The following is a 16252-nucleotide window of genomic DNA, read 5'->3' on the forward strand; positions in this document are numbered from 1 at the left end:
CGTGCAGAGCAATACCGTTGATGATGGCTGTCATACCGAACTCACGCACACCGTAATGAATGTAGTTGCCAGACGCATCTTCAGCAGTCAATGACTTCGAGCCAGACCACATGGTTAGGTTAGAAGGCGCTAAGTCAGCCGAGCCGCCCATGAATTCTGGTAGCATTTTACCAAACGCTTCTAGTGCGTTTTGTGATGCTTTACGTGATGCGATGTTGGCTGGGTTAGCTTGTAAGTCAGCAATGATTTTTTGCGTCTCAGCTTCCCATTGTGCTGGCAGTTCACCGTTTACGCGGCGTTTATATTCAGCAGCAAGCTCTGGATAAGCGGCTTCATACGCTGCAAACTTATCATTCCAAGCCGCTTCTTTCGCTTTGCCTGCTTCTTTTGCATCCCACTCAGCGTAGATGTCTGATGGAATTTCGAATGGGCCGCAGTTCCAACCTAGGAATTCACGTGCTGCTTTCACTTCGTCTGCACCTAGTGGTGCCCCGTGGCAGTCGTGAGAGCCAGATTTGTTTGGCGAGCCAAAGCCGATGATAGTCTTAGTACAGATTAGCGTTGGACGTGGGTCAGCTTTTGCCGCTTCGATTGCAGCATTGATCGCGTCAGAATCGTGGCCATCAACAGCAGGAATCACATGCCAGCCGTACGCTTCAAAACGCTTAGGCGTATCGTCAGAGAACCAACCTTCCACGTCACCGTCGATTGAGATGCCGTTGTCATCCCAGAATGCAATCAGCTTGCCTAGACCAAGTGTTCCAGCGAGTGAGCATGCTTCATGAGAGATACCTTCCATCAAGCAGCCATCGCCCATAAACGCGTAAGTGTAGTGGTCAACAATCTCGTGGCCATCTTTGTTAAATTGCGCCGCAAGAGATTTTTCCGCAATCGCCATACCCACAGCATTAGTGATGCCTTGACCTAGAGGGCCAGTAGTCGTTTCAATGCCCGGTGCATAACCATACTCTGGGTGACCCGGAGTTTTTGAGTGCAGTTGACGGAAGTTCTTTAGCTCTTCAATCGGTAACTCGTAGCCTGTTAGGTGAAGCAAAGAGTAGATAAGCATAGAGCCGTGGCCGTTAGACAATACAAAACGGTCGCGATCAGCCCAGTCTGGATTGGTTGGGTTGTGGTTTAGGTGAGAGCGCCAAAGCACTTCAGCGATATCAGCCATACCCATTGGGGCACCTGGGTGACCAGAGTTAGCTTGTTGAACACCATCCATGCTGAGCGCACGAATTGCATTGGCGAGTTGTTTGCGGTTCATAATTGTTTCCAGAATAACTTTAATTCAAAAAAGAAAGAGAGGAGTAGCTCCTCTCTTTCAAAATTCTTATAGCTTTTCAGCGATCATCGCTTCAAGTTTACCTTGGTCGATAGCGAAGTTGCGGATGCCTTCTGCTAGTTTCTCGACTGCCATTGCGTCTTGGTTGTGCTCCCACAAGAACTCAGCATGAGTCATTGCAGCAGGACGCTCTTGAACGCTAGAAGCTGGAGTAAGTTTTGCTTCGATGTCGCCTTGTGCATCTTCAAGCTCTTGAAGAAGAGCTGGGCTGATAGTTAGGCGATCGCAGCCGGCTAGTTCTAGGATTTCACCGATGTTACGGAAGCTTGCACCCATGACAACTGTTTGATAGTCATGCTCTTTGTAGTAGTTGTAGATCTTAGTAACAGACAGTACGCCTGGATCTTCTTGTGCTTCAAAATCACGACCTTCTTTCGCTTTGTACCAGTCCATGATACGGCCAACGAATGGAGAAATTAGGAATACGCCAGCTTCAGCACATGCGCGAGCCTGAGCGAAAGAGAATAGAAGTGTAAGGTTACAGTTGATGCCTTCTTTTTCTAGAACTTCTGCAGCGCGGATGCCTTCCCAAGTAGAAGCAAGTTTAATAAGAATACGGTCGTTTGAGATACCCGCATCGTTGTACATTTTAATTAGTTGACGAGCTTTAGCGACACTGCCTTCAGTGTCATAAGAAAGGCGAGCATCAACTTCTGTTGAGATACGGCCAGGGATGGTTTTTAGAATTTCTTTACCAATATTTACCGCTAGCATGTCACAAGTATCTTGGACTTGTTGCGCTTTGTCGCTGCTTTGAGTTTTTGCATACTTAATTGCTTGGTCGATAAGAGGAGCGTATTCAGCGATTTGTGCTGCTTTTAGAATCAATGAAGGGTTTGTGGTTGCATCTTCTGGTTGATACTTTTTAATTGCGTCGATTTCACCAGTGTCTGCTACGACAGTTGTTAGTTTGCGAAGTTGCTCTAACTTGTTGCTCATAATCGATAATCCTATTTTCTGGGCTAAGAAATCCGAAGTGCTCGGTTTACTTTCTGTTTGAGTTAATTGGCTGCACTTTCTCGTCACTGTACCGACGAACTGTTGCAGCTAATTTAAACAAAAAACAGCAGGTGAAACATTTGCTCTGCGCAGATGCTCGCTTGCTGAGTAAATGATGGAACCATATATATCTTATATTCATCCAATGTCAATCGAATGCTAAGGCTAATGTAAATCAAATCTAAGTTATTTTTATTATACGGCCTAAATGAGCGTGTTTTGTACAATTTATGACCGCTAGGTACATGCTTTTGGCAAGAGCGAATTCTAGTTCTACATTGAGAAAATGTAATGGTAATGAACATATGATTGGATGGTTTAAACAAATTTGTATATGGTATAGCAATGTAATAAACGGCGTGTTTGTGAGATTAGAAGAGGAATAGATGTATAACTCAAGTCAAGATTCTTCACAGGAAATGGCGAACCTGTTGACTGAAATTTCAGTTGCTTATTATCAAGATGGAGCCACACAAGAGGAAATCTCTAGAAAATTCTCAATATCTCGTGCCAAAGTGGGTAGATTGCTTAAGCAGGCTAGGGACGAGGGCATCGTTGAAATCACTGTTAAGTACCACCCCGTCTTTAGCGCCAAAATTGAACAAAGATTAATAGAGCGGTTTGGGATTAAAAGAGCGTTAATTGCGTTAGACCAGCCACAGGAGGAAGAGCAGCGGGAACTAGTCGCAGGGTTAGTTTCTAACTACCTTTCTAGCACGTTAAAAAATGGAATGGTTGTTTCTATTGGGCAGGGGAGAAATGTTTCTGCTGTTGGGCAATATACTGGTGTTATTTCGCCGCGTGATTGTACGTTTGTATGTGGAATCGGTGGAATTCACCCTAGAGGCGGTACTTACAATGCTGATCATATTTCACGGCAAATGGCTAAGAAATACGGAGGCACTTCTGAAACACTTTATGCCCCCGCTTACGCAGAGAATAGAGAGCAAAAACTAGCATTTATGCAAAACTCAACCATTAAACAGACTCTTGATAGAGCGCGTAAAGCAGATGTTGCTCTAGTTGGGGTTGGGGATATGAGCGAGAACAGCTATATGGTCGATCTCGGTTGGTTTACCCCGAACGAAGTTGTACAGTCACGCTTGCAAGATGGAGTGGTCGGAGACTTCGCAGGTTATGATTTTTTTGATATACAGGGGGAAGTGGTTAATACCGTAATGAATGATAGGGTTATTGGGTTAGGTATGGATGAATACCGAGCAATATCGGAAGTCATTGCAATTGCCGCAGAAAATAGTAAGCCGCTTGCTCTTCTTGGAGCGCTGAGAACTGGTGCAATTGATGTATTGGCGACCAGCGTTAGTAACGCACTAACGGTACTAAATCTAGAAGAGAAATTTAACTAAGTGTCGTGAACTTATTCCGTAACTTCATATGTTTCCTTGGCTTGAAGCACTTTCAATATTGTTTGAAAACCAACTCTCCGAATAACTCACTCGGAAAAGATCAATAAGCCCGAATTAAATTTGTTTAGTAGAGCTGTTTAGTGACGGCTCTCCTCCTCGAATAACAATTAATATTTCGCAGAGTAGTGATGAGTTTTCGATGCTTTTTTAGGTATCTGTCGGGCGCGACTAGACGGCTTTTTTATCGTAACTCACTTTAGATTTTATGCTCTATATAAACCCCAAAAAATTCCTGATTTTTATATGAATATAATTAATTATTCAACTAGTCTATAGAAAGTTTATATAAATTAAGGTAGCTACCATGATTGTTAAACCTTTTTGGATTACTTCTGTTTTTATATTCACCACATTGCTTACATTTTCTTCTAGTGCCGCGACTTCCGATAAGTTTGAGATTGGCAAACAAAAAGCAAAAGTCTGTATGACTTGTCATGGTGAAAATGGGATTTCAACTTTAGATCCTTATCCAAATTTACGTGGTCAAAAATATGGTTACCTAGTCTCTGCGCTAAAGGATTATAAAGCTAGAGATAGAACAAGTGGCTTGGCGATTTTAATGCAGCAGCAAGCTGAAAACCTTTCAGAACAAGATATCGAAGATATTTCCTACTATTACTCCAATTTAGGTAAAGACTCCAACCAATAAGGAACGCCAAGATGAACAACACCAACGTTCAATATAGCGTAAAAGTGGTGAAGTATTTTGTTGTTGCTTCTGTTATCTGGGCGGTTGCGGGTATGACCATAGGAGCGATACTCGCGGCCCAATTGTACTGGCCATCTTTAAATTTTGACTCGGAGTATTTTCAGTTCGGTCGATTGCGACCACTGCATACTTCAGGAGTGATCTATGGGTTTGTTGGCAATATTTTGATGGGTACATCACTGTATATTGTGCAGCGCTCTGGTCAGTGTGAACTCTTCAACAAGAGCCTCGCGTGGATGGTATTTTGGGGGTGGCAACTTATTTTGCTTCTTGCGCTCATTACGCTGCCGCTGGGTTATACCACGTCGAAAGAGTACGCTGAATTAGAGTGGCCGATTGATATACTCATTGCGCTTGTGTGGGTGCTTTATGCAGTACTGTTTTTAGGGACTATTGGGAAAAGAAACGTTCCCCATATATTTGTTTCTAACTGGTTTTTTGCTGCTTTCATTATTGTTATTGCCATGATCTTTATCGTGAATAACTTAGAAATCCCAGTCACTCTAACGAAATCCTACTCAATATATGCCGGTGCAAATGACGCGATTGTACAGTGGTGGTGGGGACACAATGCCGTGGGTTTCATGCTAACTGCTGGTGTCATCGGGATGAACTATTATTTCATTCCCAAAGCGACCGAGAGGCCAATTTATTCTTATCGGCTTTCAATTATAAACTTCTGGGGCCTAGTCGGCTTTTACACGTGGGCTGGCACGCACCACTTACTTTATTCTTCAGTTCCTGTTTGGGTGCAGAGTATTGGTATGATCATGTCGCTCATTCTTTGGCTTCCTTCATGGGCAGGTGCGTACAACATTGCAATGACGATGCTACAAAACAAACCAAAGCTTAAATCAGATTATATTTTACTGTTTTTCTTTTCGGCTATTTTGTATTACTGCTTGGCAACGTTTGAAGGCCCTTTGCTAGCAATACGTTGGTTTAACATGATCGCTCATGATACCGAGTGGGTTATTGGTCATGTTCATTCTGGTGCTCTAGGTTGGGTAGCCATGTCTGGGATCGCTACTTTCTACTATTTCATCCCAAGGTTATGGGGCAAGGAGAAACTGTGGTCGAGCCGCTTATTAAAATGGCACTTCTGGTTAGCTCACATAGGTGTTGCATTGTACGCCATCTCGCTGTGGGTGGCTGGAATTGGTGAAGGTTACATGTGGCTTGCTCAACATGAAAACGGAGAACTGAAATACAGTTTTATTGAGGCGTTAAACTTCAAAGCACCTTGGCTGTTGGTCCGCTTTATAGGTGGCTCGATATTTGTTCTAGGTATGCTCTTGATGGTCACAAATCTATATAAAACCATTAAGGCTCCGGCCAAACTAGTGGCGAAGGAGGCGTAATGATGAGCAAAGATCTTACCCAATCCCTGTTCATATTGATTATATCTACCGTTGTGGTCGCTTCTTTTTCACTTTTGACTTGGGTTATACCTAACGTCCTCAGTTCTTCTGAACTAAAAAAGGAAAGCTTGGCAAAGCCCTTAACGCCTCTGCAACTGGCTGGACGAGATGTATATATCAGTGAAGGTTGCCATGTTTGCCATACGCAATTAGTTAGGCCACTGGAACCAGAAATTAAGCGAAGTGGTAGAGCAAATAAAGAGTCAGATGATATCTATGAATTTCCATTTTTATGGGGATCTAAACGAACCGGGCCTGATCTCACTAATGTTGGGCTTAAGTACTCTGACCAATGGCATATTTATCACCTAATTAACCCGAGGGACGTGGTGCCAAGCTCGATAATGCCATCCTATCCTTGGTTGTTTGAACAAACACTTACTGGTGAAGATATAGGCAAGAAAATGGAAGTTTTGCGATTCCTCGGTGTTCCGTACTCCGATAAACAAATCTCCAATGCGCGATTAGAGGTTAGAGGCAAAACCAAAGGGGAAGCTTTAGTTCGCTATTTGCAAAGCTTAGGGGTAGATACTTCGGCGGAGGGTTTGCAATGAGTTCTTTTTGGAATCTTTGGGCAGTCGCCCTTACCCTAATTTTCTTTGTATTAATGATCCAAATTATTTTCAAGTATTGGCGTTCTAATCGCCAAGGCGATGAGAATAGGGTCATTGATACTTTTGATAACATAGAAGAAAGAGATGCGCCGGCCCCGAAATTTTTATTCACTGCATATTTGATAGCTTTTGTACTGTCGTTGCTCTACTTAATTCTGTATCCCGGTTTAGGTAATTGGTCCGGACTAATGAAATGGAAGTCAAGTGATGACAAACTTAGCAGTCCAACTACGACATTAGATAAGCAAATGGCGACGATCAAGGACTTTTCGCTGACGAGTTTAGCGAAAAATGACACGGTTGTTATTTCTGGTCAAATGCTGTTTCAAACTCACTGTGCTGCCTGTCATAGAAGCAATGCACAGGGGCAGAAGAATTTTCCGAACTTAATCGATAACCACTGGCTATATGGTGGCACTGATGCAGATATACTCAAGTCAATAACAGAGGGACGAAATGGCGTAATGCCAGGATGGAAAGGTGTTTTGACCAATGAGCAGGTTCAAGACATATCGTATCATTTAGCGTCACTCAATGGACGAAATAGCGACGCTCCCTCAATTAAACTACAGCTTGGTGGGTCACTGTTCGTACAATATTGTTCTGCTTGTCATGGGGGTGGTACGCACGGTAACACCGAGACTGGAGTTCCTAATCTGGCTAACTCAATATGGTTGCATGGCGGGAGCTTAGAAGATATACAAACGACGATATTGTATGGTTTAAACAATGTGATGCCGTCTTTTCAAGATAAATTAACACAAGACGAAATTCTCGCTGTTGCTGCATTCATTACTCGCTCAAGGCTCGATAACGACGCGAAAATCGCTAGTTTGAATGCCAATTCAGTAAAGCGTGGTGAATACCTTGCTCAGGCTGGTGATTGTATCGCATGTCATAGCGCTATTGGTGGCGAACCGTTCGCTGGTGGACTTCCGTTTGTTACGCCATTTGGTACCGTTTACTCAACCAATATCACACCTCATGTCGACGAGGGGATTGGTTCTTACGATTTCGATGAGTTCCGAGATGCACTTGTTGATGGTAAAGGTAAACATGGGTATCTATATCCAGCTATGCCATATACCTCTTACCAGTACGTTAAAGACGAAGACATTCAAGCATTGTGGGACTATCTCCAATCCATCATTGCCATACCAAGACGAAATGACGAGAACAAGATGATCTTCCCTTCAAATATCCGCCTCGGATTATTGGGTTGGGATCTGGTGTTTATGGATAAGACGCCACTTAGTTATGAATTACCCGCTAGCTTAAAATCAACGGTGGATGATGTTGAAAAATGGCAAAAAGGTAAATATTGGGTCATGGGGCTTGGGCACTGTAGTGAATGTCATACACCGAGAAACTTCGCTCAAGCACTAGAAACTGACCGTGTTTTCCAAGGAAACCTAATTGATGGATGGAACGCTCCCGCTATTGACGCCAATGAGCTGTATGTTGATGGTTGGGATCTCAAATCCCTTACAGATTTCCTAAATACTGGGAATTCATCTAAGGGAACAGCGTTTGCTGGCATGGCGGACGTTGTGAAAAATAGTCTCAGCCATATGACGCGCGATGATGTTGAAAGTATTGCGTATTACCTACTAAGTGGTGATGAAGGGAATATGATTAGCCCTAATGCGGTTAAGTTATCACCAACAGGATTTACAGATGAGGCGCTTCAAACGAAAGAGTATAAACTCTTCAGTGATACCTGCGGAGCTTGTCATGGTGCAGATGGCAAAGGTAGAGAGGGGATAGCCCCAACTTTGTTACACAATGGTATTATCATGCATAGCGATCCTTTTAATACAATGGCAGTGACCATTAGAGGGCTTTCGCCAAGCTATATTGACGAGCAAACTGATTATATGCCAATGGCGAGCTTTTCAGAGATCCTATCTGATCAGGAACTTGCCAGCCTTATTAGCTTTGTTCGCTTATATCTAGGTGATAGAAAAGAGCCTGTTACCAGAGAACAAGTAATGAAAACTAGGAAACTTCTGGAAAAAGCAGGATTTACTGGTGGATTGCATACTACTCCGCAAATGTATATCAATAGAGACACTCGTATTGATATAGAGTAGAGTGCTTCCGGCCTTGTAATTTAAACCCAAACAGTCTGAATCTGTTTGGGTTTAAATTTACGTGATAGGTGAAGTGCACTTAGTTTGTTTGGTAATGACTATATTGTTGCTAGGTTTTATATGGATCTCAAATTGTTCATTTTTCATTTTGCCATTCAGAATTTTTCCACTGAAGTTTAGATTGCCACTCGAAAGGTAGAGTAGCCCACTATCACCGATGATATGTTGCTGAGTGGAAGAGCCGTCTTTTACCGAAACTAAAGTTCCAACAGGGATATATTTGCCTTGAGCACCTCTAAGGTTGACAAGTATTTGGTGAATTTTTTCTATGTTGAATCGAATGCGAACACCGGAGCGATATTTGGGCATAATTGCTTCACTTGTAGAACCTTCTTGAAGATTTAACGGGACATTTTCAGACAAACTAATGTCGTTTGGAGAATAAGACGCCAAATTCGGGACGACAAATAACCCTTTGGAATCAGATTTACCTATCGTTGCACCATTCTGCTTAATCCCAATACCAGAATAGCCACTAGTCTCAACCAATGCGAAGCTAGAATACATTGGTGGGGTGGCTAGGAAATGACTATCCATCCACAATAGTCCACCATTTGCAGTTAGTGAAATTTGGCTATCAGAACCATATTGGTAGAAGTTTGCACTGTAGTTGCCAGTTTGTGTACCGTTCAAAAACAGCGAACCATATACTTGGTTTTGCGCAGTATTAAATTGATGATCCACCCCAACGTTTGACGTAAGAGTCTCTCCGTCCGAGAATTGGTGGCTTGTCATGTATGATGCGTATTGACTTGTTGTATCTTGGTCTTGTTGTACAGAGGTGGATACTTCGCTGTTTGTACCAAATTGATAATTGATATCTAAGTTGACACTCCACTGGTGTTGGTCACTAAAATTTGCTTGATAGTTACTGGAGAGATTTAGTCTCTGAGTAATATTGGCAGAAAACTGTGCTGTATATACATGTGAAGAAGCAACGGTTGAATCAGTCGATTTGTCATATAGTGCACTTGCTGAAAAAGAGCTCCAGTTTGTAACAGGAATGTTGACCCCAACACTAGTTTGGTAGCCGGCGACTAAGTCATTAATATCTGTATCAGCGGTGTTAAGTTGAGTAAAGTGCCTACCTGTAACCTGATAGTTGGTGTTAAGTGAAATATTGTTGTATTGAAACTGATAGCCGACCGCACCAAGAGCGCCTATGTCAGAGTTCCTTTGGCTGATAGCACTGTCCACTGTAATCGCACTGTTTGCGCCTATTTTTACGAATTGTGAAGTGCCAAAAGTTTGCTGCTGCTGCAACACGCTGGAGTGAAGCTCATACGTCCAATGTGATGTTTCGCCATGGCTATAGTTTAAGGAACCAAAAACTTTTCCATAGTCAAAGTTATCAATACCATAGTTTCTTCTTAAAGCTCCAAGCTGGAAGCCATAGCTAGAGATACCTGGACGAAGGATGTTGATGCTTGCGAAGTAGGGAATTTTGTAGGTGGTGACTTTTCCGTTTTTGTCTGTTGATTGGACGGTAATTGTACCTGAGCCGTCAGACACTGGAATATTATAGAATTGATAACTCCCGGGGTTTACTTGATAATTTCCAACCGGTACTCCATTGACATCTAACTTTACATTCTGCGGTAAGTCTGTTTTGCCAGTGATTAACGGGAGCGATCGAATATCCAACTGCGGTTTTAACGCGTAGTTTTTGTAATAACTGATACCAGCAAAATTGGCACTTCCGCCCCAGTGGGCATTAGTTGTAGTGCTGTCACCAAGCTCTATTGTCGTGAGATCGCCCAGGTTATCTTTACGCCAATTCGTGTCGAGTCTAATCCATTCGGATGTGCCATCATCGGAGGAATCGTCATCGTTGTTTATCTCTGGTGGTGTGTAACTGCCCGTCTGACTAAAGAATCCAGAGCTCTTGGTGAATACACCTAATTCACCTGTGACCCCAGTAGAATAGATATTGGAATGGTTTATCCAAGAACCAATAAGATTGTAGTTAACAAAAAAACCGTTTGCCGAGGTTGGCTTTAGGTCCGTTTTCACTCCAAGTGCTTTTAAATTTAACTTGGTAGCATGAAAGCGCCAGTTGGGCAGCGCCAATTTGATACTTTGCGTTTGCTCATCCCAACTAAGTTCAGAAGAGGTGGATTTCATTACAATAAAATCGATTCCCGACTTGTTGATCGAACGGAGTTGGTTAAAGTTTTTTACGTGGTGCTGAGAAAAGAGTTTCTTCGGGATCCAGAATTCACTGCTTTTATGGCAAATTGGCCAAAGCTGTCCACTTTCACCGTTAACATAGATTGCAGATATAACAGGGTCCATTTCATTTTTAAAACAAACCCCCGGGACGGTAATATCGGCATAAGCCTTGAAATCGAGTATAGAAACGAACAACAGTACGTAGCCCAAGCAGCGATTAAAAGAGGTAAAAATTTTGGTGGGCAAGTTCATTTGGGAAAGTACTGTTGTCTGGTGATAGCTTTTTACTAAGAGTCACTTAGCCTTAGCTCTTATTCGTATAGAAAAAATAAGAGCTAGAGCAAGGAAAGTTAGACCGATATAAACGTCGGTTAAGTGTTTAGATATTTCAACTGTATTTCTGGACGCAAGTGTTTAATCGGGTTAGGGAACTTACCATAGTGTTTTACGTTCAATACGCCATAGATAGGAATCCAAGGAGTAGAGCCTGACTGGTTTCTCACCGTAAAGGTACCCTCTATGACTTGGCTTGAATTAGGGTTATTTCCAATTACCCGGTTGTGTGCTGGGTCTGCATACAGAGCAAAACTCATTCCTCTATCGAGATTGCGATGATAAATCGAATCATTGGGCTGCGTTGGTATCCAAAGCGTATAGTGGATTGGACCATTAGCTAACCGATTAGCACCACACACAATTCTAAATGATGTCGCATTAGTAACAACTTTAGGGCGATAGATATTTTGAAAATTTAGCTCTTTCATTTGTACCCTACAAGCTAGTTGTAAAGGGGCGTTGCCAAATGAGTTAGCCAATGTCGCAGGTGGAAAAATCGCTGCCACCAACGAGATAGCGAAAAGAAAGTAAATTTTAAACATAATTGCACTTAATCAGTGTTTCCTTTGTGGACATGCTATACAGAAATTTTACTTTTCTTTGTCGTTTTAAGATTACTTAGCGTTTGTTCTACCGTTTGTACTTGCCAGTTATTGGAAAGTGGGAACGTTACTGTTTGATTAGGTAAGATGTAACGCACAGGTGAAGCATCATGAGCCTTCCCCTTTTTGTCGATGAATTGTAATTGGCGTAAGCTCAAGACAGTGCCACCAGAGTTCGAAAACTTGAGGACGTCGTGTTCTTTTTTCCATTGCCAGCTATCTGCTACGGGGTGATCTGGATGGACAAACACTGGGAAAGTAATGTTATACAGTATTTTTATATCACTCACTTTCTGATTTTGTGCCGTCATGTCCGTTGTGGGAAGTTCTTTTAGGTCGATTCGATACGTTTTTATTTGATCTGAGTTGTTTTTAACGAACAATCCTACGCGAATGGTTTCTGCTTTATGTGGTGGTATTTTAAATATCGTCGGAGACGGAAATAAATCATTCGTTGCGGTTAAGCGCTGAATATTATTTACTGAAGACCAAAGATAGGCTTTTGCCTGAATATCCACTGGCTTATCTGTGTCATTTAATAGCCGCACAGTTTTGAGCTGACTATCATTGTTAAAGTTTAATGAAGTAGGCGCTAAGTCTAGCGCACTACAGGAAAATGTTAGTCCTATAAAAGACATTGAAAACAGAAAATATATTATTTTAAATGGCTTGTTGCACATATCATGAGCCCGTAGTAACGCTAGTATTATATATTATGGACGGCCTCGTTTCTCTTAAGCTAGAGAAAGTAGGCTAGTTGATTATTTCAAGATTAGAATTCAACCTGAACGTGTACAGTTTGGCTAAACTGACGGCCAGCAAACGCTGTGAATTTTTGACCTGAAGGAATTTGGCCGTAGATAGTTGCTGAGCCATAACCATTATTGAGGGTAATGTTCTTACCTGTTGCATCTTCAGCATTGTACGGCGTGATCTCTTGAGAAGCTGAGTGTGAAGAGTCAGCGAATAGACCGTAGTAAATAGCATCTCCTGCACTATCAGTCATTTTATAGCTGTTGACTTTCGTTGCACCAGTAGCAATGTACAACTTCGGATCTTGGTTGTTCACTGTGTAGCAGTTATTCACGCTGATTGTAGTTTGAGCGTCTTTTGAGCCAGTTTCATCTGCGTTGATAGCGCCAAAATCTAGAGCTGTTGGAGTATCTAAATGACAGCTTGCTACAACATGCGCTTGTACCGTTAAGTCAGTTTGAGTTGTTGCACCCAATGAATTAACTGATGCAGCAAATGATGTTGCTGACGCAAAAGGTAATACTGCAGCAATACTTAGCGCGAGCTTAGTCGATTTTTTCATTATATTAACTCTCATATTTGTTTGTTATATGTATTACAAATATCTACTTCCCTAGCATTAAATAAATTAATCGTAATCCTGTTCTATATTTGCGGGAGGAGTCTAGCATGCAGAATTGTATTTTGTAAATAAATGTACAATAAAAACAACAAGATACATTGATTGATTGGAAGTTAAAATTTATGTTAGTTTGTGAAGATAAATTAATTGTACGAATAAGTGTCAAATATATTAAAAAATCACAACCTATCGATCAAATAATATCCCATTCAGTTAACTCTTGATAACTTTCATATTTACTTATTTTTTAATATTTCTATTAGGTCATGTGTTAAATTTATTATTAAAATTATCATTAATTTCTTGAAAAATGATTATTTACGTAGTGAGTACCAATTTATTACTAACAAATACTAAGATTTATTATTTGGAAATAAAAATAATCACAGGCGCTATTTTGGTGTGCTAAAAGGTGCGCTAAAAATAGTCAGCTAAAGGTTGGAAAATGACTCTAAGTCGTAAGTAAGCTTTAGCGGGCATGACGTTGATCTTAATCAGTAAGTATTCTCAACGGCACGAATAGGGTGTTTCTTTGAGCAATGCATGCTTTAGGACGGGTTATGGCAGTTTGCATAGTGGGGACTTTGATGATTGGAGATTGAACTTGGTTGTCAATCTTAGGTATTAATTAATCTAACAGATTTCGGAAAATAGATTTTAGAACTTTAAGCCGAGTAAATGCTATAAGTATTAGGGGCTTAACTTATATGGATGGAGTTAAATCCTCTAAATTATACCGCACAGTATAAATTGAATTGACGTTATTTTAACGGATTATGAACAGTGATTTTTATTTTGTGTAGCACTATCCGTTCCGCCTAAGATACTGAAATACCTTCTCTTTTACAGTACGTAGTGTTCTATAGATGGAAGGTTAAACTTAATAAGGAACGTAAAAATGCGTAAAACTATTCTCTTGTCACTCGCTACAGTAGCATTATCTGCATGTGCAACTACTTACGCGCATCCGGTAAACAATAGACCTACTTACAATCAGTTTATGGTTAATCATCACCAAGATCGTAAACAATATCGCCACCAAATGGATCGTTTCTATGGTCGAGATCGTCATGCAGTGGTACATCGTTTTGGAACACCTGATACTCGTATTGACGAAGGACATGGGGTATCAAAGCTGGTTTATAAACGAACTAAGTCGAGAGAGTTTCGAGATGGTTGGTATAAATTAACATGCAAAACAGTGTTCCGCACTAAACGTGGTGTGGTTAATGATGTGAAAGTGGTAGGTAACAACTGTACCGACCGTTTTATGATTGGCTAAACGCCAATGTACCCAAGTAACTGAATCTGCATATTGAGTTTGCTTGGGTATATCGTACTGATCATTTTTGTAGAATGTAAGCCGTCGGCTGATGGCTTTTTATTAGGATATATACAATGAGAAAGCTAGCGGTTATAGCTTTACTGGCTTCTATGTTAGGAGGCTGCGTAGTATACCCTGTCGGGCCATACCACCATCACCATCATCACCATCATCGATACTACTAGTGGAGTGTTATGAATAACAAAGATAAACGACGAGTCATTGTCGTTACAGGCGTGAGCCAAGGCATCGGAGCGGCAATTAGCGAAGTATTCTTGGAAAAAGGAGATGTTGTTATTGGCTGTGCTAATGTCGCTGACAAGAGTACGCCCTCGCTTAAGAAATTTAATGCAGAATATGGAGAGTCTTTCCGTTATTTCCAAACTGATTTAACGGATTCCAAAGCGCTTGAACATTTTTGTCGAGATGTAAACCAACACTATAAGGTTGTCGATGCAGTTGTATCCAATGCCGGAAAGAATATATTTTCGGGTATAGACTGTGATAAAGATACTTGGGACAGTAATTTAGATTTGAACTTAACTTCTCATTGGCAACTATGTAAAGGGTTAAAACCTGCCTTAACGAAGGGGGAAGGGGTTATCATAGTGATGTCTTCTAACCATGCTTACTCAACTTTAAAAGGTTGCGCGCCATACAACATAACTAAGTCAGCATTAACATCCTTGGTACAAAGCCTCACTCTTGAATGGGGACCGACCATTAGAGCCGTGGGGATAGCGCCCGGATTTATCGATACTGAGGGAAATCAAGCGTGGTTTGATAGCCATGAAGACTCGACGCAGGTACGTGAACAAGTCGAGCAGGCTCACCCAGTAGGTCGAATTGGAAGTCCAAAAGAAGTTGGGGAGCTGTGTTACTTTTTATCTAGTAAGAATGCAGGCTTTATAGCTGGCACTACAATCACTATTGATGGTGGTAGAAGTGCTGTTATGCAGGATCTCTAGAGTTTGCTGTTTTTTCTTCGCTATTTGATTTAGCGTTTTCACAACACCAGCTGTTATGAAAACGCTAGTCTTGATTAAATGCTAATCGTTAAGAATACTTTGCACTTTGTCTGCTAAAACAGATGCTAATGTTAAGTTCGCTTGCTCGTCGAGGTGTATACCTTCACCTTTAGCTGTTTTTATATAATCAGCAGTATTCAAAAACTCAACTTTGTAAAAATCCGCAACAGTTTGATAATGCCTGCCAAGTTCAAGTGAGACTTGTTTTTGGCCGTCGAAAATTGTATCCATAAAATGTTCAGTTTCGCCAATGTGCGGTGGAGAAAGCAGTAAAACTTTCGGAGCACTTCCATCTGGACCACATCCACTTGATAGCGTTTTTCGAACCAGACTTGCAACACCTTGCGAAACTTGGTTTGCAGAGCTTTGAAAGCGTTCTTTTAAATCATTTGTACCCAACATAAGAATGACCAAATCTAACGGAAAGTTAGATTCTAGATACACGGGTAAAAACTTGGCGCCATTTTGAGCTTCACCGTTAAGATATGGATCATCATGTACTGTCGTGCGTCCGTTTAACCCAGCTTCGATTACTCGATAAGAATGGCCAAGTGCATTTTGCATCGCACCCGTCCAGCGCACATCAAACTCATGACGCGTCGCGTTACTTGGGTTGTAGCCCCATGTCAACGAGTCACCAAAACACAAAATTGATTTCATGCCTTACTCCAACAAAATAGTATTGAGTCCAAACTAACACTTTCGAGCACGATTACGGATAGTAATATGCATTTTTTTGCATTC

14 protein-coding genes are annotated in these 16252 nt (G+C 41.4%); 7 read left to right on the forward strand and 7 right to left on the reverse strand.

Going from position 1 to position 16252, the window contains the following annotated elements; genetic code table 11:
* Positions 1-1270, reverse strand: a 1270-nt coding sequence (locus tag ACM2FC_RS16370; protein WP_498482037.1) for a transketolase family protein, incomplete at its 3' end; no start/stop codon positions are given.
* Between the two features lie 66 nt (positions 1271-1336).
* A complete protein-coding gene (tal, locus tag ACM2FC_RS16375; RefSeq protein WP_498482038.1) occupies positions 1337-2287 on the reverse strand; it encodes a transaldolase in 951 nt (316 codons plus the stop codon).
* Positions 2288-2733: 446 nt separating this feature from the next.
* Here tal and ACM2FC_RS16380 point away from each other — a divergent pair, with 446 nt between their 5' ends.
* From ACM2FC_RS16380 to ACM2FC_RS16400, 5 genes are all read left to right on the forward strand, one after another.
* Positions 2734-3714, forward strand: a complete 981-nt coding sequence (locus ACM2FC_RS16380) for a sugar-binding transcriptional regulator (RefSeq protein WP_498482039.1) — start codon at positions 2734-2736, stop codon at positions 3712-3714.
* A gap of 364 nt (positions 3715-4078) precedes the next feature.
* Entirely contained in the window at positions 4079-4423 is a 345-nt protein-coding gene (locus ACM2FC_RS16385; RefSeq protein ID WP_498482040.1) for a c-type cytochrome, read from the forward strand.
* A gap of 11 nt (positions 4424-4434) precedes the next feature.
* Positions 4435-5844, forward strand: coding sequence for a cytochrome-c oxidase, cbb3-type subunit I (ccoN, locus tag ACM2FC_RS16390; RefSeq protein WP_498482041.1), 1410 nt, complete (start codon positions 4435-4437; stop codon positions 5842-5844).
* Entirely contained in the window at positions 5844-6458 is a 615-nt protein-coding gene (locus tag ACM2FC_RS16395) for a cbb3-type cytochrome c oxidase subunit II (RefSeq protein ID WP_498482042.1), read from the forward strand. The genes ccoN and ACM2FC_RS16395 overlap by 1 nt, the downstream gene beginning before the upstream one ends.
* Entirely contained in the window at positions 6455-8611 is a 2157-nt protein-coding gene (locus ACM2FC_RS16400; RefSeq protein ID WP_498482043.1) for a c-type cytochrome, read from the forward strand. Before ACM2FC_RS16395 ends, ACM2FC_RS16400 begins: the two co-directional genes overlap by 4 nt.
* 57 nt (positions 8612-8668) lie before the next feature.
* Here ACM2FC_RS16400 and ACM2FC_RS16405 read toward each other — a convergent pair whose 3' ends face one another.
* The 4 genes from ACM2FC_RS16405 to ACM2FC_RS16420 all read right to left on the reverse strand — a co-directional run bounded on the left by ACM2FC_RS16405 (position 8669) and on the right by ACM2FC_RS16420 (position 13096).
* Positions 8669-11095: a fimbria/pilus outer membrane usher protein gene (locus tag ACM2FC_RS16405; protein WP_498482044.1), complete on the reverse strand. Its 2427-nt coding sequence runs from the start codon at positions 11093-11095 to the stop codon at positions 8669-8671.
* Between the two features lie 119 nt (positions 11096-11214).
* Positions 11215-11721 carry a spore coat protein U domain-containing protein gene (locus ACM2FC_RS16410; RefSeq protein ID WP_498482045.1) on the reverse strand — a complete coding sequence of 169 codons (507 nt, stop codon included), beginning with the start codon at positions 11719-11721 and terminating at the stop codon, positions 11215-11217.
* A 35-nt stretch (positions 11722-11756) separates the two neighbouring features.
* Positions 11757-12419, reverse strand: coding sequence for a fimbrial biogenesis chaperone (locus tag ACM2FC_RS16415; protein ID WP_498482046.1), 663 nt, complete (start codon positions 12417-12419; stop codon positions 11757-11759).
* 134 nt (positions 12420-12553) lie between these two features.
* Positions 12554-13096, reverse strand: a complete 543-nt coding sequence (locus ACM2FC_RS16420) for a spore coat protein U domain-containing protein (RefSeq protein ID WP_498482047.1) — start codon at positions 13094-13096, stop codon at positions 12554-12556.
* Positions 13097-14054: 958 nt separating this feature from the next.
* Here ACM2FC_RS16420 and ACM2FC_RS16425 point away from each other — a divergent pair.
* Positions 14055-14438 carry a hypothetical protein gene (locus ACM2FC_RS16425; RefSeq protein ID WP_498482048.1) on the forward strand — a complete coding sequence of 128 codons (384 nt, stop codon included), beginning with the start codon at positions 14055-14057 and terminating at the stop codon, positions 14436-14438.
* 236 nt (positions 14439-14674) lie between these two features.
* Positions 14675-15448 carry an SDR family NAD(P)-dependent oxidoreductase gene (locus ACM2FC_RS16430; protein WP_498482049.1) on the forward strand — a complete coding sequence of 258 codons (774 nt, stop codon included), beginning with the start codon at positions 14675-14677 and terminating at the stop codon, positions 15446-15448.
* A gap of 81 nt (positions 15449-15529) precedes the next feature.
* On the opposite strand, the gene ACM2FC_RS16435 is transcribed toward ACM2FC_RS16430, so the two are convergent.
* Entirely contained in the window at positions 15530-16168 is a 639-nt protein-coding gene (locus ACM2FC_RS16435) for an SGNH/GDSL hydrolase family protein (RefSeq protein WP_498482050.1), read from the reverse strand.
* Between the last annotated feature and the right edge of the window lie 84 nt (positions 16169-16252).

This window comes from Vibrio sp. A37 (genome assembly GCF_059777565.1).